Below are 22,263 nucleotides of genomic sequence, written 5' to 3'. Positions count from 1 at the left end.
ACGCTGAAGGAATAGTAATGTCAAAAGATCCAAAGCTCATTGCTGAGCAGCTTAGAAAACCATCTGGTACATTGGCCTCAGAAACCGCGCAGCAAATGAACAAAGTGAATGAAGCAACGAATCTTGCCGCTTTAACAGCTCTCAAAGTGGTAGATGGTGATTCTGTTCTAGAAATTGGTCCGGGCAATGGCAAATTTGCAGTCGACGTAATTCGTAAGGGGTCTAGTGTCCGCTATACCGGTATTGATTGGTCGAGCGATATGGTTGCAACCGCAAAGGGTCTAAATTTTAAATATATAGAGTCGGGTCAAATGGATTTTTTAGTTGGTAGCTCAGAAAGCCTGCCATTTGCCGATAAACAGTTCGATAAGGTTCTAGCCGTACACACAATATATTTTTGGGACACCCTAAAAACTCATCTTGCAGAGATCTCCAGAGTACTAGCACCTAAAGGGAAGTTATGCCTGGCTTTTGGCGATAAATCTTTTATGCAAAATCTACCGTTCACTCAATATGGATTCAGGCTGTTTGATGAGGGTGATATTTGTACCCAATTGTCTGACGCTGGATTCAAAGTTGTATCCCGCGGGAAGCACAATGAGTATGGAGAAAGTAATACAGGGCAGCTTGTGGAGAAGAAAATTAATATAATTGTGTGTGAGTTGAATCCATAAGCAATTGCCAATCTTGGGGAATTGTATCTTTCCGAAGAACACTTTTTATTTTGACTGATTAAATAGAACTTCTGGATTGAATTAACTCCCTATCTTCTAGTGATTACTCTCCTATCGAGTATATGTAGCAGCATATACTCAGTCATTTGTCAGAGATTACAAAAATGTGGAAGTCAACAGTTCAGGTAGCTCTAGCGCATGTTAGGGCTACTAAGAGTCCGTGGAAATAGCATTGGCGCTTACATAGTCCTGCAGCTATAACGTTGCTTCAGCCGAGGAAGCTAGGGAGCCTCTGAATAACTCCGTAATGCCTCTGCGGGCCTTGAAGGCTGCAGATGTTAGGCGCAGCTCGCCGGGAATGGCCGTAGCCCTTTGCAAGAGCTGCAACGCAGCAGCCGTGGCCTTCAAGGACCGCCCTTTGGGGCTTGCAGAGCGATTCACACTCCGCGTTGCGACTTCTTGAAAGGTCTAGACATTCCTGCGAAGCCGCGCCTTGATTGTGAACCGCTCTGCATGCCAGAGGTGTCACGGAGTTATTCAGAGGCTCCCTAGAGCTACAATGATCAAGATCTAGTTACATCAATACTAGAAAGCTCCAGCTCACTCACCGGGTATCCCTTTATGCCTATGAATCTTGCGCAGAAACTTATCCAAAGCCACCTCGTGAGTGGATCAATGGAGCCTGGCAGCTCAATAGAGATAAAGATCGATCAGACGCTAGCTCAGGATGGGACGGGAACACTTATCATGTTGGAGCTTGAGGCGCTTGGTTTGTCTCAAATCAAGACCGAGCTTTCAGCACAATATGTAGACCATAACCTGTTACAGACGGATTTTAAAAACGCCGACGATCATATATTCCTGCAAAGTGCCTGTCGTAAATTTGGAATTTGGTTTTCGCGGCCCGGTAATGGTGTCAGCCATCCAGTACAGATGGCTTGTTTCGATGTGCCTGGTAAGACATTACTTGGCGCCGATAGCCATACTTGTGCAGCGGGTTCTATGGGGATGCTGGCGATTGGAGCCGGTGGCTTACAGGTAGCAATGGCCATCGCAGGCGTCCCTTTTGCACTGAAAATGCCCAAAATACTCGGTGTGAAGCTCGAAGGTGAGCTGCCGCCATGGATTAGCGCTAAGAACATCATTCTGGAAATGTTGCGTCGGCAGTCTGTTAAGGGCTGTGTTAACAAGATTGTTGAATATTACGGTCCCGGCCTGGCTAAATTGACAGCGATGGATCGCCATGTGATCGCCAATATGGGGCAGGAAATGGGCGCTACCACCAGCGTTTTTCCTGCCGATGAAGCAGTAAGGGCTTTCCTAAAGCAGCAGCATCGTGAAAACGACTTTGTCGAAATGAAGGCCGATGAAGGCGCGGGTTATGACGAAGAAGATACTATCGATTTATCAAATCTCGAGCCGCTAATTGCTTGCCCATCAAGCCCAGACAAAGTTGTGACGGTCCGTGAAGTGGAGGGCCGCCCTATCTATCAGAGCTATATTGGCTCTTCTGCCAACCCAGGGTTGAGAGACTTTGCGATACCTGCACGCATGGTTTCAGGTCGCCGAATAGCCGATGACGTTTCCTTTGACATCAATCCAACCTCACGTCAGTTACTCGAAGAGCTCAGTCGGAGTGGAGATCTGACAAAATTGCTACAAGCGGGAGCTCGCTTGCATCAAACCGGGTGTGGTGGTTGTATCGGCATGGGGCAGGCCCCTGCCAGTGGTGGTATAAGCTTGCGCACGGTCCCACGTAACTTCCGAGGCCGCTCAGGCACCGCAGACGATCAAGTCTATTTATGCAGCCCCGAAGTGGCTACTGCCAGTGCGTTAAGAGGGGTGATCACTGACCCTCGTGACCTGGATATGGACTACCCCAGCTTCCATGAGCCGGAATATCTACCTGATATACGTCCGTTACTGCAGCCGCCTCAAGAAATCCCAGTAGCAGTTGAGTTGATCAAAGGGCCAAATATCAAGCCCCTCCCTGATTTCGAAAAACTACCGAAAGTTTTAACCGGCCCATTATTGCTGAAAGCAGGGGACAATGTTTCTACTGATGAAATATTACCTGCTGGAGCAGAAATCTTACCGCTGCGCTCCAATATCCCCGCCATCAGCCGCTATACATTTTCAAGAATCGATGAATCGTTTTATGATCGGGCAGTGAAGCTCAATGGAGACTGTTTCGTTGTCGGTGGTGAGAATTATGGACAAGGCTCTAGCCGTGAGCATGCGGCAGTATCTTCACGTTTTCTTGGGGTAAGGTGCATAATTGCAAAAAGTATGGCCCGTATACACCGGCGTAATCTTATTAACTTTGGTGTACTGCCATTGCTATTTGAAGAATTTGATGATTACGATCAGCTTGAGCAGGGTGTAGCTCTTGAAATTGACAACCCAATTGCACAGATAAAGTCAAGCAGTTCAATTAAATTGATAATTAAATCATCTGGAGAATGTATTAACTTGCGGAGTGATTTGGCTAAGGACGAAATTGAAGTGCTGGAAGCAGGGGGTATGATTAACCAGGTTCGAGAAAAATACCTAAGCTCTGATAAGTAGTATGAATTTCTATAGCTGAAATTTGATAAAGTCAGCGCTGGTCCCGATCAGTAGCATTACTGATACCTATGGCTCCCTTGGTTGTTGACTAATATAGTAGCTATTTCTTCCAGCTCTTTATCAAAATACTCTGCATTCCTCTCTCCCGCTTTTTTTAACTTCTTCAGGTTTTCTGGTGTCGAATTGTCCATAGCTGAATCAGCAGTGTAAAGCTTCGGTTGTATCCGGTAGTAATTTGAATTCTCTACGGTAGAAGAAATTTGCTTCATATAGTAATGAACCATTTGCGCGCTTCCATTTACGGCGATATCAATGGCGGGCCTTGCCCAATTGAGTATCCCCCAATCTTTAACCTCCTTGTATTTGTATCCTGAAAGTTGCCTGCCGGTACCCAGAGATACAATAACCATATCCTTCATCCCAGAGACCCCACTGAATTTGATGGCTTCGGAGTAGGCGCATAAAGCAGGATCACTGGCTACCATGCCGCCATCAATTAAGACATATTTATTGTTGGATGGAGGTAGTGAAAAGATGCGTGCTGGCTCAAAATAGGTTGGTACCGCGGTGCTTCCCAGTAGAAGGTCTTTAACCAGAAAGTCTTCATTCTTTACTATGGCACAATGTTGCCTAAAAATGATTTGTTCCCGCTTTTTGATATCATAGGAAACAAAGCAGCAGGGCTTTAATAGATTACTAAGTTTCATTTTCCCAAAGAATTGCGATAAAACCCTGTCCAACTCCATGGAACAGTACTTTTCCTCCTTCAATAACTTTAACTTTTCTAGAAAAGGCCATGAGCCTGAGCCAAATACCTTCTCGCCTTCCTTAAGGTAGAGGCTGACAGCATCCTGGGCAGAAAATTTTGGTTTTCCTTGCTTGTTAGGACAGATGTAGGCGGCACCTAATATCGCACCGGTACTTGTTCCGGCCACCAGGTCGAAGTACTCGCCTATCCTGGCGTCAGGATTGCCTGATTTCACCTTTAGCTTGTGCTCAAGGGACACTAGTATCTGGCCAGGCAAGATTCCCCGGATTCCTCCACCATCGATAGAAAGGATTCTGATAGCCATTGCCGATGCCCTCTGGCTCCGTAGATTGTACGCGACCCTAGAAACATAGCATTTGGTAACAGGGGTAATACTCCATATACCCTGGATACCATCAAAAAAGCTTATAATATCAATAAGTTAGGCGCATCTATCACCATGCTGAGTTTATTAGTATGGTTAAGGTAAAGAAGCTAATATAAGGATTGATAGATATGGGGATTAGTAGGCCTCTGAGCTGAAACCTACAGTTCAAGGGCTAGAGTGTCATGGAGTTAGTCGGAACACAAAAGTAGATTCTTGCGCAACGCCGATTACTGTGCACCGGTGCAGCCGTTTGAAGTCTCTATGGTATATTGGGCGACTCTTAAGCTATTTTTATAAGTGATGCTTGCAATACAAACTGTAATGCCCAGCTTAAATCTATAAAACAACGTAGTCCTTTATTTTCAGAACTTTCAGATTTAATTATATTTAGAATCAAAGTTGCAGTTCTACTGAAGTCATGTTTTCACGTGAGGCAAAAAATACCGATATGTGTATAAAATTTCAATGTAACACGTATTGTCTTTTCTAGTGTTTGCTTATTAAGATAGTGAAGGAATCTTATAGATCACATACTGGCGCCCACGATAGTCGATGCCTTTTGAAAGGTAAAGCCACCTTGATACAGCCACTTTAACGGGTATATTCCACGCTTTATCTGAGGAGCCTTCAATCTTTATATCTCCTGGAACAAGTCCTCCTCCTTCAGATCCCGATTTCTCCACCAACTCAAATGAAACTATTATGCACACTGGTGGGTGCTTGCTGATGCCTAGCGGGCGCATAGGTGCGGTCTTTATTACTGGTTTGGCTTTAGATTCTGGTATATCAAGGTCTAATTGAGGGCAGTTATCAGCGCTTTCGCTCGCCTGCGCGGCCATAAAGAGCACCGTTAGAGTTGGAATAATTAGACTCTTCATTTCGTATAAGCTCTCATATTAATCAAGGTAATAGTAGGCCATTAAAGCTAATTTACAAATTTTAACAAGATGACATTTTAGGAGTGGCTTGGATAGCTATTTGGTAGGCTTTTCGCGTTGACTGATGCTGCTTATATAATATTGCTGAAAATATTAATATAAAATGTCGAATTTGAGCAAGTTGTATCGTTTTAAGGCATAATAGGCGCCAAGTGAATTCTATGGCGCCTTTGTTATTGTTCTTCTAATATCTAAATGGGAGGGTTAGCATTAAACCTGAACTCATAATTGGAGATGTATTCGGGTGCTTTAAAGTCCTCTGGTGTACAGCGAGGTGAGGCTCTGGAGAATTTCTCTGGCATGCTTCTTGGTAGAAAATCATACGAGCTTCCATTGAGTTTATCTTTCATAGATATGTTGCAAACCCAATTCTTATCTGCCACTTTTTGTATGGAGAAATCCATTTCTATACTTTGATTCTCTTCAGGGTTAAACGTAATAAAAGTGGAGCAATAGTATGACTTAGTATAGGTCTCAAAAGGGAGGTAGGATTTTGGCATTGCTGTAAGTAGAAGTGTTACAGGCGCCTTAGTAGGCAAGTTAATCACTTCACCTTTAAAGTCTTCGTGAGTGATTTTTTGTCTTTGATAGTAGCAGTATTCTGGATCATCCATATAGTAAACATCCAGATCAGCCCTGCCACCGTTGAAATTTTCTGATAGATTTATAGATAGTTCAGCTGAGTTTTCTGTTTGATTGTTTTCAAACTCTCTTAAGATGGTATATTCAGCACTTTCATAGTCATTTGATTTTTTGTATCGTGCCGAAGTTAGATCACTCTTGATGTCGTTATAATTTGTTTTTTCGAAAATATTAAAATAGCTATAAGTGCTTTTACTTACTTGATGATACCGGAAATAATGCGTCTCTCCACCTGAAATAGTAATCTTGATTTTTTTTTCAATACCTCCGGCCCTAACTTTGTATGTTCCTGGGGGCAAGTGAATCCACGTGTATCCTTGATCATACAACTTTGCCACAATTCTATCGTTAATAATGAATTTGGTAGGAAAACCGCCGCCGTGATAAACATCACCACGCATTAAATAAAGCAAGCCTTTGCTTTCAGGGGGTGGAGGAGCTGGTGTGAACTTGGGACCAATTGCGCAAGAGCTAATAATAAAAACAAAAAATAAAACAAAAATACGCACTATATTTCCTTACTGCATTGATAGTGTGTTAGTTTGAATGCCTTATACCACCTGATTGGTGGATATATGGGGTTCTTTTGTACATGGTTATTACAGCAATAACCTATCTTCAATTGGAGTGAATTTGCTCGCCGCATTAATTAATGCTCCAGCCGTCAATTCCGGAACACCATATACTTCAACCTTCTTGCCTCTATCTAACCTGAGCTTATGGGCAAGAATGTCAAAGTCGCCATCTCCTGACACTAAAATCACTGTATCTACCGAGCTTGAATATTCCATAGCATCAATAGTTATGCCCACATCCCAGTCGCCCTTGGCTGAGCCGTCGGATCTTTGGGTGAAGGGCTTTAACTTCACTTCGAAACCAATCGACCGTAAGATGTTTTGAAATTCATACTGCTTTCTATCACCACGGTCGATGGCGTAAGCTATGGCTTTAACAACTTTTTTACCCCCTGTCACCTCCCGCCAAAACTTGTTGTAATCAAAGTTTCGTTTATAGATTTGTCGACATGTGTAATAAACATTTTGTACATCAACAAATATGGCAACCTTTTCCATTTGGGAATCCAGTTATTATAAAATTCTGAAATTGACAGTGAAGTTATGATCTGTCTGCATCAGGGTGGATGCATTAAGCCACTAGTTTTACATACTTAAGCGATGATTGTCAGCCAAATTTAGAGGTGAGGAACATCTCGGCAGCAAAGCCAATTTATCAGTAGCTGATGAGTTGTATCGAGATATATAGTGTTGAGCAGTGGCCTTATGAAGTAGTATGTCTCGCTTATATACACATGCTATCCCCAGATGGCCACTTTACAGTGGGTATCCTACCGTGAACGCCCTTTTTGCGGGGTTCTGTGTGGATAAATTGAAAGTGAATTTCCTAGAGAAATGGATACTAAGTAGCGGATTGTTGTTCCAGCCAGTTTAAAATCAATTGAGTGGTTTCTTCCGGTCTTTCCTGTTGAATCCAGTGGCCGCAATTAAGGTTCACCTCATCTACATTGGGAACGAAATCTTTGATATCTGGAGACCTAGGTATCAAATCATGATCGCCGTAAATCATAAGGGTCGGTTTTTGGATAACTGGGTCTACATCTGCCAAGATATGCCAATTGCGATCCAGGTTTCTATACCAGTTTATGCTACTTGCAAAACCCGTTTTTTCAAATGCGGAAACGAATACAGCCAGTTCACTATCATTCAGCAAGGGGGCACCAAGCGGTGATACTGCTCTCGCGAGATTGATCATTACCATACCAGGCTCCGGCGGTGTAGGAGGTACGTCTTTGCGGAGCAAATTACGAAGGAACTGGGAAGCGTTCTTGTCCAACACTGCGTCCGCAACACCTGGCTGCCTGTTGAAGTGCACAAAATAATAATCGCTCCCAAGGAATTCCTCCATAAACTCGATCCAAGGTTTTTCTGTTCGGGCTTGATAGGGCAGTGCGAGGTTTATAATTTTATTTACGCGGTTTGGGTGTAATAGCGCTATTCCCCAAACGACCATTGCACCCCAATCATGACCGATGAAGGTGGCATCTTGATATCCGTAGTGATCCAGAAGTGCAGCTAGGTCGCCGGTTAATTGTTCGATGTCATAGCTGGTTACTTCTGTTGGGCAGGATGAGTTGCCATAGCCTCGCTGATTGGGAACGATAACGTGGTAGCCCGCTGCGGCGAGAGCGGGTATTTGGTGGCGCCAGGAAAAGGCATGTTCCGGCCATCCGTGACAAAGCACAACGGGGTTTCCTGTGTTCTGTTGGCCCGCTTCAAAGACCTCCAGCTCTATGCCATTCACTGAGATAAGAGTAGGTGTGGGGAAATCGGGTATTCTAGACAATTTACTTCCTCTTTTTTGGGGAGGTCTTGAGAGCTGCTATTTACCAACAGGCTCCGCTTTCTATCCTTAAGGGTTGTTCCAACTTCAACATCCCTTTGCTGGATCGTGAGTGCATAGGCTAGAATCTAATGGTGCCAAAAACTGTCACCATTTATTAATGTCTGTGTAAAATGAATGTACGTCTCCGACAAGACGCCATAGTGCGAAGCCTTCGCCGAAAGGGCACTTTGACGATTGCCGATTTAGCCGCTGAAGTTGGCGCATCCAGGCGCACCGTGCTGCGTGATATCAGCTCGTTGCGGGATGAGGGCTTTGTTATCCGTTCTGAACCTGGCCCTGGGGGCGGCCTGCAACTTGATCCGCAATCGGTTCAAACTACAGCTCGGCTCTCGGTCGCTGAGATTTTTGCGTTGCTTATTAGCGTTGCATCCGTGCGTGCAGCAGGGAGTTTGCCCTTTTCAGATCTTGCGGATGCCGGGCTGGCAAAAATAGAGAAGGCTTTACCCGTTGATAAGGTGCGTGATTTACGCAGGTTTATGGATTGCCTGTACATCGGTAAGCTTTCACCGGAGGTAGACATATCTAATGTCGGAGAGATGTCGCCCTTACTACTGCCTACCTTTGAAACGGCTTTTCTTCAGCGACTATACCTGAGCTTCCAATATCGTGATGCGAAAGGGGCAGTAACTAGCCGGGTTGTTGAACCGCAAGCTATGTTGATCTTACCACCCTTATGGTATCTGGTAGCTTGGGACCCTGCTCGCAATGACTTTCGTCATTTTCGAATGGATCGGATTAGCCAACCTGAATACCTTCAGGACAAGAAGTTTCGAAGACGACATATAGTCTTCGAAGATGGCGTATCTCCAATTCGTGATAATCCCAAAGTTTCAAGATGATTGGGTTCTTGACGGTAAGTATGATTGCTTCCGCGAAAGGCCAATAATTGGTGGCAGTGTAACCCATTAGCTTACTCGACTCTGCCCCCAATAATTGGTCCAGGTTTTCCGCTCACAGATTTTACTTGCCTATCTTCTGTTCCTTCTGGATACGGTTATAAATTTCTTCGCGGTGAACCGCTAAAGATTTGGGGGCTTTTATTCCTACTTGTACTTGATTGCCTTTAACATTCAATACAGTGATTGAGACATTAGCCCCAATTCTGAGGTTTTGGCCAATTCGGCGAGTCAAAATCAACATATGTTATTCCCTAATGATACTCAAACCATGGATAGCCTTTCCGCAATGGGAAAGCTTAGAAAGAAAGTTGAAGAGTGAATGCGGGGTGGGGCACGGGAACGGTAGGCATAAAAGTAGAAAAGACGGACACAACGCTGCCAGAACCTGAGTAATTGCCTCAAGTTACTGAATGTGCTCCACTTTATTGAAGACGAGCGGGTTTCTAGCGTATCATCCATACAGCCATCTTGATAGTGAGTGTATCAATTTGGTTAGCTGGCCCCTGGTGTTGGTAGCACCTTGGGTCAGCGACTTTTACTTACTTTTATGTCACGCTACCGTTCTCCTTTGAGGGAATAGGCTATTTATAAAGCTCTTTAATATTTTGCATTCGATTTGCTTACAAATAACGCTGCTCAGCAGCGATCAAAATATCGAGAAATATTCAGTTACCTTACGCAGTTTTGTTACTGAAAACAATCTGAATAAATTCCAATAAGATCATTTCTGCGCCTATCTTTTTAGTTGTATTTGTAATTTTAAAATATGTTAGCTGCTGTTGGAGTTTGATATTGTTGGGCCATAGTTGATATAGATTAAATTGGCTAAATTAAATCACTGGTATACATTGCAAATATCTCTTTTGGTTTTTGTAAGTAGGTATCTTAGTTTAAGGGTGGCTTGTATTTTTCTATTTTATTTTTGGGGCTCTTATGCAGTATTTATGGTCGCGAATTGAAACTTACGAAATGGCACAAATTGAAGTAATCTCACTCTTCGTTAGGTTTCGGTGAGGCGGGATATGGAGGAGGCACTTTAGTCGTTGTGTTAAAAGTTGTAATCTAGGCAATGCTGAAACTTATAAATATTTAAAATATAGACGGTATGAGTACACAAGATATAGAAAGCCGGCTTCTGGGCATCAAACAACAACTTAAACAGCTGAGTGGTTTGGATAAGGATTGTTCTCTCTTTGGTGCAGAGCGCTGGAACTATAACTTCCGTCGGTTTTCGGAGGAAGAAGTTAACGGTATCGAGAAACAGTACAACATTTCTTTACCGCAGGAGTTTCGGGCCTTTCTTCTTGAGATTGGTTTTGGGGCTGGGCATTCTTATGGTGCTAACGTAGAGGGTCTTCCGCACTACTACCAGGATGACGAAGATGAATATCCGATGTCAGAAGGCACCATTGATATTGCAGAAATAGGCTGTGGTATTGAATTTATGTTAGTTATTAACGGTGCTCATAGGGGAGAAGTATGGGTTACTCAGAGTTACCGTGAGCCACAGCCTTGGTCTAGTAGCTATCTTAACTGGTATGAAGACTGGCTGGCTAAAAGCATCGAGAGCTTAGAGGTACCGCAAAACCCTCCTAAAGGCTGACTACCCAAGCATTCCCCAAATACTCCTGGTAGCTAGCAGGATACACATTGTTCTACGACAACCCCTCTGCTTCTCCCTTGCATTGAGTTGAGCGGTGTAGCCTATGTACTACTCACCGGTGTTCCCTCACCTTAAGCCTTGTTAATCATTTTTTAATCAAAAAATAGATCGCTGATCGTTTCTTATACAGTCTATGGCTTGTCCCAGCACTTTATACGACTGGGCTGCCAATACACAGGAAGTGTATATCTGCGGCTATGGCGTAAACGGTGATTACCCTCGTACCAAACTCCTTGATAACACTGGTAATTTCGCGTGCAGAAGGGCGATATGGGCGGAGTGGGCTCTGGACTGGCGGCAATAGTGACTTGACAGTTCCTGAACCTCTTACCGTATACTGTATGCATGTACAGTATTTTGAGTGGGGGGTAGCAATGGGAGCCAGAAATATCACTATTGACGGGGAGCCGATCCGGATCTGCCGTTACCGATCGGGTTATAACAACCGGCCAATGTACGCTATCTGTATCCTTAACTATACAAAATACGTACGCAGCTTTTCGGTATCAGTGGAGATGAATCTACGCGAGGAGCTAGATCTGACCCTGGCGCAAATGCGAGGAGTTGAGCAAAGTATGAATTGGATGGAAGTATCAGCTTAGGAGTGTAAGGGCTTAAGCTGTTTTTATGGATAAGGAGAAAATTATGGGAAGAAAAATCAATCGGTTCGCAATTTTTGCAGAGCGGATTCATTTAATGAATGGAGGTGCAAAAAGCTTTAGGGATTCTGCACCCACAGAAGAAGCCGCAAAGGAACTGGCAGAAGAAATTGCTAAATCTGAAAAAGCGCTGTTTTATTCCTGGCTACAAATTCTCGATATAATGACCGGAAGTTATACAGAATACTCAATCAAGAGGGGTGGGGTATTGGAAGAAAGGGAGTGCCCAGAATAATAGGAGCCTGGTAACTAAGATAGACTTAATGAACGAAGACAGAGGATGGGAAAATTAAGTAACAGTTATATGTATAGCGTGAGTAATTTAAATTTCAGGTTAAGGTAGGTTGTGGTTTGATACTCTCCCGAGTAACCAGAGCTATTTGCAGGTGGTAAAGTTTAATGGCTCTGGCTACAGCACCGTTAGAAAAACTCCAAGCTGAAATTGATTAAAATCAATTTTCTGAAAAATTTCATTAAAATAAAGCCCCTTTGTACATAATCAGGCTTAGTAGTGGTAGAGTCTAGTTCTAACAGAAATAGAACACTGGCGGTCAGTACCTAACTGATCCATCTACTCAATTTTACGAATGAACCGATGGTTATTAGCAACTAACGGGATGGTAGGCACACATAGTTAACTTCACACTCGACTTTCTTAGCCTAGGAAGTTTCCATCTAGTAGTTTTCTTAAGCAGAAAAGGCATGACAACGATAAAGTCGTGCCGTTGGCAGTATTTATAGGGAGCCTTAAAATGGCAAATCGTTCTTATCTTTATAGCCTTAGTAATCAACCTAAATCCTATTCAGACCGCCCCGAGACTATTTCAGGCTTATCTGAATGGCCATATAGTATTCCCTTCACTTACCGTGTACTAATGTCCGGGAATCCCAAACTGTGCGCGTCACTAGTCTCGGATGGCTTTGAGGACGATTCACCTGATGATAAAACTCAACTTTATGCTATTAGTAGTGACTTTGAGGCAGGATTCGCGCGGTTAAAGAAATTTGTTGAAGTTCTGCGAGTTATCAGCAAAGACATTACGGATCTGCCGGATTCAATGCTAAATGAAACGTTAGAATTCCTTCAAGAGCATAAGGATAGGCATCTACTGCTTGAGACTATCGAGCTGGACTGTATGGATGACTCTGAAGGGTCAGTTCTGCGTGGCTACGTTGAATCCGAAATTATCGCTTGCCGTGAAGCTGGAGCAGCTATTGATGCACTTCCTGAAGACCCAGAGGTATCGGCTGATATTGTAAAGAGTGCAGCAGAAAACAATTCAGAATCTGCTTTAAGTCCATTTTATGGGCTCCAGTTCAATGATAAATTTGACAACGTTGAGAGTGAGCCTCCGATGGGTTTGTATTGGAGTGATGTTCTTTATTACGAATTAGAGAGCAAAAAGGAATTTGAAGAGTCTCTTGAATAATTGAATATCGAAACTCTTATTTCCACTTAAAGAAATGCTGGGCTAGTTTTAGAGGCTCCTGTGTCTTTCCCAATGTATTGAATTGGTTCAGCACTTTATTTTTGTCGATATGGTTTATGATTTATGATGTTGGGATGATTACTTGATAGTGCTTATGAGATGGTATCAAAAACGTACTTTCCAGTATTCCATATAAAGCTCAGCCTGATTTCCATTTAAGGTGTAAACACAGTCTAATCGTGTAAGAATAAAGAAATAAATAGCGATTTCTAGCTTCCCTGCTCGAATATCATTTTCAATCTATCGGCTCCGGATCGGCTAGATATTAAAGTGGTTTTCTGTTCATCATCAATAATCACTGCCAATTTTCCGTTTAAGTAACGCTGAATTTCCGAGACTCTGTCCAGGTTAATCAGGTAGCTGCGGTGTAGGCGTAGAAATTGATCTGGGTTAAGCTTTTGCTCCAGTTGATCTAGGCCCATTTGTAAGGGTTTGATGCCTTTCACTGTATGAGCAATAATTGAACCTTGTTCAGACTTAATATAAGAAATATCGTTCAGATCAATAAAGGTCATGCGATCATCGCACTTACTTACGAGGCGCTTTAGTGCTATCGAATCATCCCCTACCCGAGTACTGTTATGAATAAGTTTGATTCGCTTCTCCGCTTTTTCGATGGCAGCTTTTAAGCGTTGCAATGGGAAGGGTTTAAGCAAGTAATCGATTGTATCGTGGTTAAAAGCATCAATAGCAAACTTAGAATACGCTGTTGTGAAAATAATATAGGGTTGGTAAGTTAGGGCATCTAGTACATCCAATCCACTAAGATGAGGCATTTCAATGTCCATCAGTAGTAGTTGTGGTTGATGCTCCTCAATCAATGTTAATGCTTCCAGTCCAGATTTTGCTTCTGCAACCAATTCAATAGAGTTAATAGTTGCCAGCTGAGCTTTTAATTTATTCCTTGCCGGTGCTTCATCTTCGGCAATAATGACCCTTAAATTCATACAGACATCTCAACTTTAACGTGGGCACCGCTTTGATTGCTTAGAGTAAGTTTTCCATTTGGTCGTAGCTCAACGCGCTGGCGCAAATTATGAATTCCAGTTCCCTGTGAGTGGATAAAACTAAGAACGCTTTCCTGAAATCCATATCCGTTATCTGCGACTTCAATAATTACCTTGTCATTCTTTAAGTAGATACGACATTGAATATGTAAGTTTTCTATTGTACGACAATGTTTGAAACAATTCTCAAAAATTGGCTGTAATAATAGGGGCGGGATAGAGATATCACTGGCTCTTGGGTCTACCGTAATCTCTACTTTCAAATTATCACCAAAACGTACTTTTTCTATTTCTAAATACTTATTAATCAGTTCAATTTCTTCTTTGATTGTAGTTTCTTCTAGCTCGCCAGTGTCGAGAGAATGTCTCAAAATATCTGCTAGTTTATGTAGAACTTCATCAGCAAGGTTTGGATTGCTATGAATATAGGAGGAGATTGTATTAAGACTGTTAAACATGAAATGTGGATTTAGCTGATAACGTAATGTTTGTAATTTTGCTTTCTGCATGGCGAGCTTTTGCTCAGAGGCTTTATGGCGGTATTCCAGCATGGCGTAAGAACAGTATAAACAGGTAGCCCACATTAGCCCATTAAAGATAATACCCAGTCCCATATTCAAGCCGCCTTCGACATTTAAGGCATACTCTATAAACCAGCTAACGCACTGGTTGCCAATAGTCATATGGACTACCAGGATCATCCACTCTATTAATAATGAATGATACCCTCTGCGTCTAAGGCGCAATACAATGAGAGCTGTGGACCAGGTGGGTAGCCAATAAAAGAAAACAAACCATATCGGAGCACCAGTAAGAGCACTACTAACCGAGCTTATATCTCCTGATTCAAAAAAAACAAATACGCAAGCTATATCTAGTAATAGAACGAGGACAAATGATTTCGCAAAGAAAGGATGCTTAAGATCTTTTAGTATTGACATAAAATATTGATGAGCAATAGCTATCATAGCTTATTCTGGATTGGTCAATTATATTGGGATTAAATAAGATAAGATAGTTTTAATTCAACCCAGCTTGATGTGTTTTCTTGTTATCTAAAGGTGAGTATCAGCACCCATAAATTACAATTTAAATGGGTGCGGATACTATGAGGTTCTTTTATATTCTATGGTCTTTCTTCTCCGAAGAAGATTCACAACTGGAACCGATAGGGGGAGTGGCGTAACTCTTCTCGATGAGCTGTTTTCTCTCTACCGGCACACCTGCAAGATAGATTTTTTCTGGGTTTGTAATTGCTTGTATGTTCTCAATAGGATTTTTATTTAGCAGAATAAAGTCAGCACGTTTTCCCTGGGATATTGACCCTATATTCTCACTTGCATTCAAAGTTTTTGCTGCAATCTGTGTTGTGGCGAGTAAAATTTGCTGATTAGATAGACCCGCCTTGTGCAAGGCTAATATCTCGCTTATTAAGCCCAGTCCGTGTGGCGAGTAGGGGTTGCCGGAGTCAGAGCCAGCGCCAATTTTAATACCGGCTTTAGCTAGCTTGATCACGTTATTATATGCGATAGATTTTTTCTTCCAGGCTAGTTTTCTACTGGCGGTTGGTGCCTGGACTTCATTAAACAGGCAGTCCTTCATTTTTGGGTGTATAGGTGCCAAGTCTAATTGAGTGATAGATTGATTTTCATGTTCATCAGCCTGATTATGAAGCACTGATAGAGTGGGTATATAGGTAACCTCGTTTTGTAGCATGAGCTTTATAAATTCATTGTCCACTGGTTCAAAATTAATACCGTGGGCTAAAGCAGTAGCCCCGGCCTTGATTGCTCGTTTCCCATCTTCCAGGGTGGAGACATGAACAAAAAACGGTAAGTCGGCGCTTTGGGAGCGTTTTCCAATCTCTTTGAGTACATCATCCGAGAGTGGGACGACAGTACCATCAAAAGTTTCTATGATGGCTTTGGTCAACTTTGGCTGGTAACTTAAATGTGCATCCCAGCTCGCACTGATTTGCTCGATACTGTCAATCTCATGAACTTTCACTCCGAATTGGGTACCGTGACCTCTAGGGTTGGTGAAGGCGGGTCCGGAGGCAAATACTAGTGGAGCCAAATCGTTCAACTGGGATATAGATTGCATCATCTCGCTCGACATCAGAAGGTCAGTGACAGCGGTAACGCCATAATAGAGTTGATTGTTTAAGTTGGTTTCTAGCGGCAGATGCTGATAATTCTTATACGTTGACCCAGATGCACTCAAGTGCACATGTAAATCGATTAAGCCCGGTATTGCATATTTACCCTGTGCGTCGTGGGTATTCTCGGCAGGTAGGGCTGTCCCGGTCATTGGAGTGATTCTGGCTATGCGGTCATCTTGAATGTAAATACGGCTTTTCTCGCTAAAGCCTCCCGCATTTCTGGTTAATATTTGTACATTGTCGATTCTCAAATCGTAGTCATTCTTTTTGGTTTCGAGGGCGAAGCTATTACTTGAGGCTAATAGTAAACAGGAGGCAATGGCTGTAACTTTCATAAGAGTTTCTTTTCCTATTGAGTTTCGACCTAGCTTATAGCGACAGTAATCTCGGTGTTTAAAAAATTGACGAATCGACATATTCGTAGATGAACGAACAGTTTTAGCCTGTGAGTGGTGTGGTATTGAGCTGAGTAGTGAGGACTGCTCCTGGCTTGTCAAGGTTAGCCTTGGCTATGGAGGAGATTTCAGAATGGTCTCTTCATCGATATAGAGGATGGCAGGCTTGCAATTGCTTGTTGCGGTATAAGTTACGAAATCCTGGGAAATCTGCCAACTGGCTTTTGCCTGCTCAACTGAGACGATGTGCATGGCCACTCATGGGATTTGCGCGCTGCGTGGAATAGGTATTGGTTGCCCCCTATTTGGCTGGCTATTTATGCATTGGTTGATTCAGTATTTTATGCGGTATCAATATGGATTGTATTTGAAGCTGCTACTTTTGTGGGTGCCCAGAATTGTTGGGATGAAGGCTTGAGATGCTAGTTGTACTAGTCATCTCAACACTAAGCTGGTTTGTAGAGCTTCTATTTTCAGTTCTTGAATAATGAGTATTGGTACTATTAAGCCTGTTTACTCACTCTACACCATACATCATAGAAGCCTACGGATCGCATATAACCTGATATTTCATATTCGAGGTCAGGTAACATTTCAAGATTGCCTGCGCTGCCCATTACCTCTATTTTGTTTTCCTGGTCATCATGAATGGAATCAACAACCCACCAAATAAAGAGAGAAAACTCTTCTGCTTCACTAGTGCTATTTACCCCTTTCTTAAGTCTTCAATATGAGCATATCTTTTAAATTCAATCATAAATAAACGGCACTTTTGGGTTCTAGTAAAACTATTAATAAAAGATAGACTTATGTGCTTGCTCCCCCATTTGTCTGACGGATAATATGCTCATTCTAGACGCGCGCAAGATAGCTAAGATCTATTGGTGATCATTATCAATGAACAATGATTTCACACTTTGTGAACTTGCTTCAAGAAATTTTTTGGTTGACAAAGAATCCCCTAAAAATACTATTTTTTTCACATTTGTTAATTACCTAGCAATGTGAAAGTTACCCCATTTACTCTAATTAAGTGAACTATATATGATCTCGTGCAAGATTTGCCTGCATGAGTTCACTGCGGGCTATAAGCAGTATTCAATGAGGTAAGAATTATGTGTACACAGGGGAAGTCCTACAGTTGCCTATTAGTGCTAGCTTTTATGGGCTACTTTGCTTCGCCTCCTGCGTGGTCTCATGTACGCTGGTTTGTAGAAAACGGTAGTAATTCAGTTGAGTTTGAGTGGAGTTGGATTTATGCGCTAGTTCTTCTCGGGGGCTTTCTATATTGTATAGCGAATAGATCCTTACAGTCTCTTGAGTCAATAGCTTTTCATAAAGTATCTGATAAATTTCCCTGCCTCTGGTCCGACATTGGTCGTCACAAAATTTGGCATATCACGTCTGCATTGATTGGGTTAACCTTTGTTTTTAATTATTTTTCGGGTGTATTACTGGCCCCTAACCTGGAATTCTCTGCCACGCAAAGTCTTGTTAATGAGTTTCAGCTGGTAATTGGTATTGTGTTAATTTTAGATGTCAGCCTAAGAAGCTCCGGGTATCTAATCTTCGCGCTTTTGCTCTCAATAATGGCTACTTACCCATTCTCAATCTGGATTGATTACGGCTTTGAATTTTTAGGTCTTTCACTAGCATTTATATTGTACCAAAAGCCAGATCTTGGACTGCTTGCTTTACGCTGCGGGCTAGGCCTTCAGCTAATGACTCTGGCAGTTCACAATAAGTGGCTCAATCCTCACTTGGGTCTTGAATTTCTGCAGCACTATCATTGGAACTTCATGTCTAATCTGGGGTGGCATTCTTTCTCCGATTTGACCTTCGTTTTTTCTGCGGGAATGGCTGAGTTCTGCTTTGGTTTGGTTATCTTGTTGGGGTGGTCAACACGGTTGGCAACTATTACGGTATTGAGTTTCTTCATTTTGACCGCATCCATTCTCGGTATTCATGAATTGATAGGGCATTTACCAATACTTGGGGCCGGAATTCTACTGGTTGTATTTGGTGGGGGAGACTTTGAATTCAAATATACTAGAGTATCTTAAAGCCCAGTGTTTTTAACACTAAGAAATATTCAGTGCTTGTTATTTACAAGGGGGTTTTATCCCTTTATGTGGGCGTAATTGATCTGCTAATAGAGATCTAAAGCCTCCATAGAATTGCTGGGCATCTCATCTATGAACTGGATGTTTTTCAACTGAAATTTTAAAGGTTTCTTTTTATAGATTAGTGGGGTAAGTGGAGGCTGCAGAGCGGAGCTAATTCTCCGCTCAATAAATACTGGGTACATGGTGTTCGATATTTCCTATAATCCGCGCCTGGCTGATCTACTCCTTTCGGTAGTTTGAATCTCGCTCTTTTATTCAGGATATGAATATAAATTCAGAGCATTTACTTGTAAATCAAATAGAATGAGTTACCAGATGGGGAGCTAGTTCCCTAAGTTGGATCATACTCCAAATTATGGGGTCATAAATTGTTCCTGGTAACCCAATTTATATACTAGCTGTAAATAATTTACTAACTAGATCGATCAGGCTTTATATTTTATGTCGATATAGTTAAAACTCTAATTTTGCTACATGCATATTGGTTCTAATATTGGCGCCCTTACTACCAAGGTTGTTTCCTGACTTATACTTCATATTTCTAGGGTCTGTAACAACTGAAGAGGCTCCTCCATCTTTCATTGCTTGATGTAAATCTTTCTGAGGAATTTTTGGGTTTATATTGGAGCTATATACATGGAGATTTACTTCACTATTTATACCAAAGTGCCTGCAGGCCTCCATGATAGCCTCAGTTGTTGCTCTATATAAATCTTTATTCAGCTGGACCAAGAAGTTGAGTTCAAGACCGGCTTCTCCTTCGGCATTCAGATTTTTCACATATATATTACTAAGAATATCCCTAGGCTCAATCATATAGAATTGGGAGGCTACTGTTACTGCGTCAATTATATGGTTTGAATTAGTGCCATCTATACCAAAAACCCAGATTTCATTGTCAATTAAAGCTGCCTCTTTAATGCTGGTCTTTAGGCGGGGATAGAATGGCGATACACTGACTGCATATTTGGTTTTCCAAACTGACAGTGAATCAAAAGCAGTACGAAGAACATATTGATGTTCTTGTACTCCGTTTAAAATAAGTGTTGCATCGGTTTTAAATTTTTTGTCCTGACTTCCTTCGGCTATTGTCATGGCTCCCTTTGTCACAATTAATCCTCCATTGATAGCTCTGACGAAAAACAACCGAATGCGATCTCTCCCGTTTGGAGGGCTTCCTCATAAGATTCCTTGGTCTCAAAGTCTTCATCGGCTTCGGTTTCCCACTGCTGACTATCATATGTAGTCACGTTGGAAACCTCCTCAACTAGCATGAAGTCCTCTTCAAGTGCGGCGGTTAATCTAGCTACAGCACTTTCTTTAGATTCGTCTGGAACTATAGATCTTCCAAAGTAGAAGGTACTACCATCTTGAGGTAGCGAGCTTTGTGGTAAAACTCTTACTTTAGTATCAACCACCCAGAAAATAGACATATACATCCCTCTTGATGTTACTGGTTTGGAATTAAAAAACCAAATGGTGCTGGAATTATCTAGTGATGTTATAAATAATTCAATAACATTCACTTTCATATGAATTTCTGGAAATCAATATTTTTCTAATATGATAATGTTTCAACTATCCGGGTAGAATCTTAGAGGTTCATTAGGTAAACCAGTCCGATAACAAATGGACTTAGGTGTCTGCAGTTTAATGAGTAGTCACTACCATATAGCGCTTTATGTGAACACCAAATCTGCAAATAGGCAATCTCCTTCAGGGGTAATTACTCCTGGTAAAATCTATTTAAAGCTTCCAGTTTTTCCCAGTGTTAGCCTCGAGGCAATACCCTTGATCACTGTGAAGTAAAAGTGCTACAAGAAGTCATCTCCCTATGGCGGGAGCGTTTAATAGATATCAGCTGGTTTATGAGCTGTTCAAACGAATCTATCACTCGCCAAGCTAATGCTTAAGACTACTGTGCTGGCGTTTTGGAGGGGGGGCGTTTTAAGCCCTAAGCTTTACTTGATGTGCCTGTATGGCTTATGCAGATCTCAGCTCAATCTGTGGCAGTATCGTCAAGACGCATGAGGAGCCTGTCCACACTTCGATTCAGTCCGGTAGTCTTAGGTAATAATCCCAAAATCTGTTCCATTTGACGGTGGTGAGTATTTGAACATACCGAAAGGGGTGCTTTTCCAGCTGAATCACTATTTGGAACTGGTGGGATGGAGCAGGCGGTATTTAAGCTCTTGAAAACGAGGCCGCATTACCGAAAACATGCCCCTATCACTCTGCCTCAAAAAAATAACCTATTTGTAGTCATTGACTAGTTGCCCATCAGATGACTCCTTGAATTGAGGGTGTTCGTCATCAATTTCGTAAAAATCAGATTTTTCGCCAGTGAAAATATGCCCCATAGTTTTCAACCCGGTTGGGCCATCTAGTGATCCTGCAATAATTCCAGTTGCATCGAGATTAAATGGTTCCCAGAATAGGCTTGAACCACATTGCTGGCAGAAGCCTCTGCGGGCTACTTCTGATGTTTTATACCACGCCAGTCCATCATCTTTTGTTATCTTAATATTGACTTTGCGAGCCTTGGTATGAGGGCCAAAACTCCCATGCAATTTTTGACACATACTACAATGACAGTTAACTACGTTGCGTAGTGGCCCTTTAACCTCATATCGCACAGCTCCACACAAGCAGCCACCGGAAGTGATTTTATTCTTGCTATTCATATAATGAGCCTGTAGAAGCAAATGTTCACTTAAAAATAAGAATCTAAATTAAGAATGCCTTTTTATCATCTATAAGATTTTTTGTTTAAATTATAAATGCTAGTCTAATTAAGTGATGTAAACATAAATATTGATAGCTTGGCTAGTTATTTATCAGTTCTTTGTCGATATAAGTTACGAGATGGTAGTGGTTTGTTACTTGATCGCTTGCCATTTTTCATACTGTTACCGTTGCACTATGCAGGCAATGGCGTATAAGCCATTTATTTGCACGGTGTTATCGCACAGGGTAGGACTCCCAGAGCTCGACCGTGAAGATTTAATTTGGCAGCAATGTGACTCTGTGTGGCAAAAGGTGGACGCCAGTGCAGAATGGAGCCGGGAAACTCACGGTGATATACGGGAGAACTAGTTACGCAGAATTACAAAGGCTGCTGAAGTCAAAGCGAGCTGCGATAGCGAACACCGGCAAGTGCGGGAACACTCCGTAGAAGAGGTGTCCGGCGTAAAAATAATTGAAATCCTTGGAGCTTTACGTTTCTTATCTGCTGACGGCCTGAACTTATCCGCGCTGGATAATCTAAATATTACAACAGCCAGTGATATTAATATTTCAGCGGGCCGCGACATAAAGGAGCAAATCGGAAATATTCGCGAATCGGTAGCCAAGGTCCGCCAAACCATCAAAGTAAAAGACGGCGGCAAGGTTTGGTTAGCAGTGAATCTTTAAACGTGCTGAAAGTGCTAGAGGATTTAATAGGCGTAGTGTCTGCCCTGGCCGCCACCCTGGCGACGCACTC

General features: G+C 42.2%; 22 protein-coding genes. 9 read left to right on the top strand and 13 right to left on the bottom strand.

The window, feature by feature from the left end; all coding sequences use genetic code 11:
- The first annotated feature begins 17 nt into the window (after positions 1 to 17).
- Positions 18 to 674, top strand: a complete 657-nt coding sequence (locus tag ACYX4J_RS16630; protein WP_476177104.1) for a class I SAM-dependent methyltransferase — start codon at positions 18 to 20, stop codon at positions 672 to 674.
- Between the two features lie 621 nt (positions 675 to 1,295).
- Entirely contained in the window at positions 1,296 to 3,242 is a 1,947-nt protein-coding gene (locus tag ACYX4J_RS16625; protein WP_476177103.1) for an aconitate hydratase, read from the top strand.
- Positions 3,243 to 3,298: 56 nt separating this feature from the next.
- Here the strand turns inward: ACYX4J_RS16625 and ACYX4J_RS16620 are convergent, their stop codons facing one another.
- From ACYX4J_RS16620 to ACYX4J_RS16600, 5 genes are all read right to left on the bottom strand, one after another.
- Positions 3,299 to 4,315 (bottom strand): patatin-like phospholipase family protein, encoded by a 1,017-nt coding sequence (locus ACYX4J_RS16620; protein WP_444906164.1) that lies wholly within the window; start codon positions 4,313 to 4,315, stop codon positions 3,299 to 3,301.
- A gap of 563 nt (positions 4,316 to 4,878) precedes the next feature.
- Positions 4,879 to 5,256 (bottom strand): hypothetical protein, encoded by a 378-nt coding sequence (locus ACYX4J_RS16615; RefSeq protein ID WP_476177102.1) that lies wholly within the window; start codon positions 5,254 to 5,256, stop codon positions 4,879 to 4,881.
- A 251-nt stretch (positions 5,257 to 5,507) separates the two neighbouring features.
- Complete coding sequence (locus ACYX4J_RS16610; protein WP_476177101.1) at positions 5,508 to 6,467, bottom strand: hypothetical protein; 960 nt, start codon at positions 6,465 to 6,467, stop codon at positions 5,508 to 5,510.
- Between the two features lie 90 nt (positions 6,468 to 6,557).
- Complete coding sequence (locus ACYX4J_RS16605; RefSeq protein WP_444894959.1) at positions 6,558 to 7,031, bottom strand: LabA-like NYN domain-containing protein; 474 nt, start codon at positions 7,029 to 7,031, stop codon at positions 6,558 to 6,560.
- A gap of 343 nt (positions 7,032 to 7,374) precedes the next feature.
- Complete coding sequence (locus ACYX4J_RS16600; RefSeq protein WP_476177100.1) at positions 7,375 to 8,319, bottom strand: alpha/beta fold hydrolase; 945 nt, start codon at positions 8,317 to 8,319, stop codon at positions 7,375 to 7,377.
- Positions 8,320 to 8,489: 170 nt separating this feature from the next.
- Between ACYX4J_RS16600 and ACYX4J_RS16595 the strand changes: the two genes are divergently transcribed.
- Positions 8,490 to 9,218 carry a helix-turn-helix transcriptional regulator gene (locus tag ACYX4J_RS16595; RefSeq protein WP_476177099.1) on the top strand — a complete coding sequence of 243 codons (729 nt, stop codon included), beginning with the start codon at positions 8,490 to 8,492 and terminating at the stop codon, positions 9,216 to 9,218.
- Positions 9,219 to 9,339: 121 nt separating this feature from the next.
- Here the strand turns inward: ACYX4J_RS16595 and csrA are convergent, their stop codons facing one another.
- Positions 9,340 to 9,519 (bottom strand): carbon storage regulator CsrA, encoded by a 180-nt coding sequence (gene csrA / locus ACYX4J_RS16590; RefSeq protein WP_476177098.1) that lies wholly within the window; start codon positions 9,517 to 9,519, stop codon positions 9,340 to 9,342.
- An 864-nt stretch (positions 9,520 to 10,383) separates the two neighbouring features.
- Here csrA and ACYX4J_RS16585 point away from each other — a divergent pair.
- From ACYX4J_RS16585 to ACYX4J_RS16570, 4 genes are all read left to right on the top strand, one after another.
- Entirely contained in the window at positions 10,384 to 10,881 is a 498-nt protein-coding gene (locus ACYX4J_RS16585; protein ID WP_476177097.1) for an SMI1/KNR4 family protein, read from the top strand.
- Between the two features lie 434 nt (positions 10,882 to 11,315).
- Positions 11,316 to 11,543 carry a hypothetical protein gene (locus tag ACYX4J_RS16580; RefSeq protein WP_476177096.1) on the top strand — a complete coding sequence of 76 codons (228 nt, stop codon included), beginning with the start codon at positions 11,316 to 11,318 and terminating at the stop codon, positions 11,541 to 11,543.
- A 25-nt stretch (positions 11,544 to 11,568) separates the two neighbouring features.
- Complete coding sequence (locus ACYX4J_RS16575; protein ID WP_444914493.1) at positions 11,569 to 11,835, top strand: hypothetical protein; 267 nt, start codon at positions 11,569 to 11,571, stop codon at positions 11,833 to 11,835.
- Between the two features lie 517 nt (positions 11,836 to 12,352).
- A complete protein-coding gene (locus ACYX4J_RS16570; RefSeq protein WP_476177095.1) occupies positions 12,353 to 13,030 on the top strand; it encodes a DUF7822 domain-containing protein in 678 nt (225 codons plus the stop codon).
- 269 nt (positions 13,031 to 13,299) lie between these two features.
- On the opposite strand, the gene ACYX4J_RS16565 is transcribed toward ACYX4J_RS16570, so the two are convergent.
- The 4 genes from ACYX4J_RS16565 to ACYX4J_RS16550 all read right to left on the bottom strand — a co-directional run bounded on the left by ACYX4J_RS16565 (position 13,300) and on the right by ACYX4J_RS16550 (position 16,905).
- Positions 13,300 to 14,037, bottom strand: coding sequence for a LytR/AlgR family response regulator transcription factor (locus ACYX4J_RS16565; RefSeq protein ID WP_444914491.1), 738 nt, complete (start codon positions 14,035 to 14,037; stop codon positions 13,300 to 13,302).
- The gene (locus ACYX4J_RS16560; protein ID WP_476177094.1) at positions 14,034 to 15,065 is read right to left on the bottom strand and encodes a sensor histidine kinase; all 1,032 of its coding nucleotides are present in this window, start codon (positions 15,063 to 15,065) and stop codon (positions 14,034 to 14,036) included. Before ACYX4J_RS16560 ends, ACYX4J_RS16565 begins: the two co-directional genes overlap by 4 nt.
- A gap of 151 nt (positions 15,066 to 15,216) precedes the next feature.
- Positions 15,217 to 16,593 (bottom strand): amidohydrolase family protein, encoded by a 1,377-nt coding sequence (locus ACYX4J_RS16555; RefSeq protein ID WP_476177093.1) that lies wholly within the window; start codon positions 16,591 to 16,593, stop codon positions 15,217 to 15,219.
- A 174-nt stretch (positions 16,594 to 16,767) separates the two neighbouring features.
- Positions 16,768 to 16,905, bottom strand: coding sequence for a hypothetical protein (locus tag ACYX4J_RS16550; protein WP_476177092.1), 138 nt, complete (start codon positions 16,903 to 16,905; stop codon positions 16,768 to 16,770).
- A 911-nt stretch (positions 16,906 to 17,816) separates the two neighbouring features.
- Between ACYX4J_RS16550 and ACYX4J_RS16545 the strand changes: the two genes are divergently transcribed.
- The gene (locus tag ACYX4J_RS16545; RefSeq protein ID WP_476177091.1) at positions 17,817 to 18,716 is read left to right on the top strand and encodes a hypothetical protein; all 900 of its coding nucleotides are present in this window, start codon (positions 17,817 to 17,819) and stop codon (positions 18,714 to 18,716) included.
- Positions 18,717 to 19,232: 516 nt separating this feature from the next.
- Here ACYX4J_RS16545 and ACYX4J_RS16540 read toward each other — a convergent pair.
- From ACYX4J_RS16540 to ACYX4J_RS16530, 3 genes are all read right to left on the bottom strand, one after another.
- Positions 19,233 to 19,889 carry a hypothetical protein gene (locus ACYX4J_RS16540; RefSeq protein ID WP_444894947.1) on the bottom strand — a complete coding sequence of 219 codons (657 nt, stop codon included), beginning with the start codon at positions 19,887 to 19,889 and terminating at the stop codon, positions 19,233 to 19,235.
- Between the two features lie 2 nt (positions 19,890 to 19,891).
- Complete coding sequence (locus ACYX4J_RS16535) at positions 19,892 to 20,311, bottom strand: hypothetical protein (protein ID WP_444894946.1); 420 nt, start codon at positions 20,309 to 20,311, stop codon at positions 19,892 to 19,894.
- A 720-nt stretch (positions 20,312 to 21,031) separates the two neighbouring features.
- Positions 21,032 to 21,463, bottom strand: coding sequence for a GFA family protein (locus tag ACYX4J_RS16530; protein ID WP_444912281.1), 432 nt, complete (start codon positions 21,461 to 21,463; stop codon positions 21,032 to 21,034).
- A 496-nt stretch (positions 21,464 to 21,959) separates the two neighbouring features.
- On the opposite strand from ACYX4J_RS16530, the gene ACYX4J_RS16525 reads away from it, so the two are divergent.
- Positions 21,960 to 22,193, top strand: coding sequence for a hypothetical protein (locus tag ACYX4J_RS16525; RefSeq protein ID WP_476177090.1), 234 nt, complete (start codon positions 21,960 to 21,962; stop codon positions 22,191 to 22,193).
- Positions 22,194 to 22,263: the final 70 nt, after the last annotated feature.

Source organism: Microbulbifer sp. ABM4_008 (assembly GCF_056311705.1).
The sequence above is the reverse complement of the archived record's forward strand: the minus strand, read 5'-3'. Positions and strand labels throughout refer to the sequence as shown.

What these genes read in the sequence shown, in the direction of transcription:
- ACYX4J_RS16630 (WP_476177104.1), top strand. Translation starts at nt 18, where the DNA reads ATGTCAAAAGATCCAAAGCTCATTGCTGAGCAGCTTAGAAAACCATCT.
- ACYX4J_RS16625 (WP_476177103.1), top strand. Translation starts at nt 1,296, where the DNA reads ATGCCTATGAATCTTGCGCAGAAACTTATCCAAAGCCACCTCGTGAGT.
- ACYX4J_RS16620 (WP_444906164.1), bottom strand. Translation starts at nt 4,315, where the DNA reads ATGGCTATCAGAATCCTTTCTATCGATGGTGGAGGAATCCGGGGAATC.
- ACYX4J_RS16615 (WP_476177102.1), bottom strand. Translation starts at nt 5,256, where the DNA reads ATGAAGAGTCTAATTATTCCAACTCTAACGGTGCTCTTTATGGCCGCG.
- ACYX4J_RS16605 (WP_444894959.1), bottom strand. Translation starts at nt 7,031, where the DNA reads ATGGAAAAGGTTGCCATATTTGTTGATGTACAAAATGTTTATTACACA.
- ACYX4J_RS16595 (WP_476177099.1), top strand. Translation starts at nt 8,490, where the DNA reads ATGAATGTACGTCTCCGACAAGACGCCATAGTGCGAAGCCTTCGCCGA.
- csrA (WP_476177098.1), bottom strand. Translation starts at nt 9,519, where the DNA reads ATGTTGATTTTGACTCGCCGAATTGGCCAAAACCTCAGAATTGGGGCT.
- ACYX4J_RS16585 (WP_476177097.1), top strand. Translation starts at nt 10,384, where the DNA reads ATGAGTACACAAGATATAGAAAGCCGGCTTCTGGGCATCAAACAACAA.
- ACYX4J_RS16580 (WP_476177096.1), top strand. Translation starts at nt 11,316, where the DNA reads ATGGGAGCCAGAAATATCACTATTGACGGGGAGCCGATCCGGATCTGC.
- ACYX4J_RS16575 (WP_444914493.1), top strand. Translation starts at nt 11,569, where the DNA reads ATGGATAAGGAGAAAATTATGGGAAGAAAAATCAATCGGTTCGCAATT.
- ACYX4J_RS16570 (WP_476177095.1), top strand. Translation starts at nt 12,353, where the DNA reads ATGGCAAATCGTTCTTATCTTTATAGCCTTAGTAATCAACCTAAATCC.
- ACYX4J_RS16565 (WP_444914491.1), bottom strand. Translation starts at nt 14,037, where the DNA reads ATGAATTTAAGGGTCATTATTGCCGAAGATGAAGCACCGGCAAGGAAT.
- ACYX4J_RS16560 (WP_476177094.1), bottom strand. Translation starts at nt 15,065, where the DNA reads ATGATAGCTATTGCTCATCAATATTTTATGTCAATACTAAAAGATCTT.
- ACYX4J_RS16555 (WP_476177093.1), bottom strand. Translation starts at nt 16,593, where the DNA reads ATGAAAGTTACAGCCATTGCCTCCTGTTTACTATTAGCCTCAAGTAAT.
- ACYX4J_RS16550 (WP_476177092.1), bottom strand. Translation starts at nt 16,905, where the DNA reads ATGCACATCGTCTCAGTTGAGCAGGCAAAAGCCAGTTGGCAGATTTCC.
- ACYX4J_RS16545 (WP_476177091.1), top strand. Translation starts at nt 17,817, where the DNA reads ATGGGCTACTTTGCTTCGCCTCCTGCGTGGTCTCATGTACGCTGGTTT.
- ACYX4J_RS16535 (WP_444894946.1), bottom strand. Translation starts at nt 20,311, where the DNA reads ATGAAAGTGAATGTTATTGAATTATTTATAACATCACTAGATAATTCC.
- ACYX4J_RS16530 (WP_444912281.1), bottom strand. Translation starts at nt 21,463, where the DNA reads ATGAATAGCAAGAATAAAATCACTTCCGGTGGCTGCTTGTGTGGAGCT.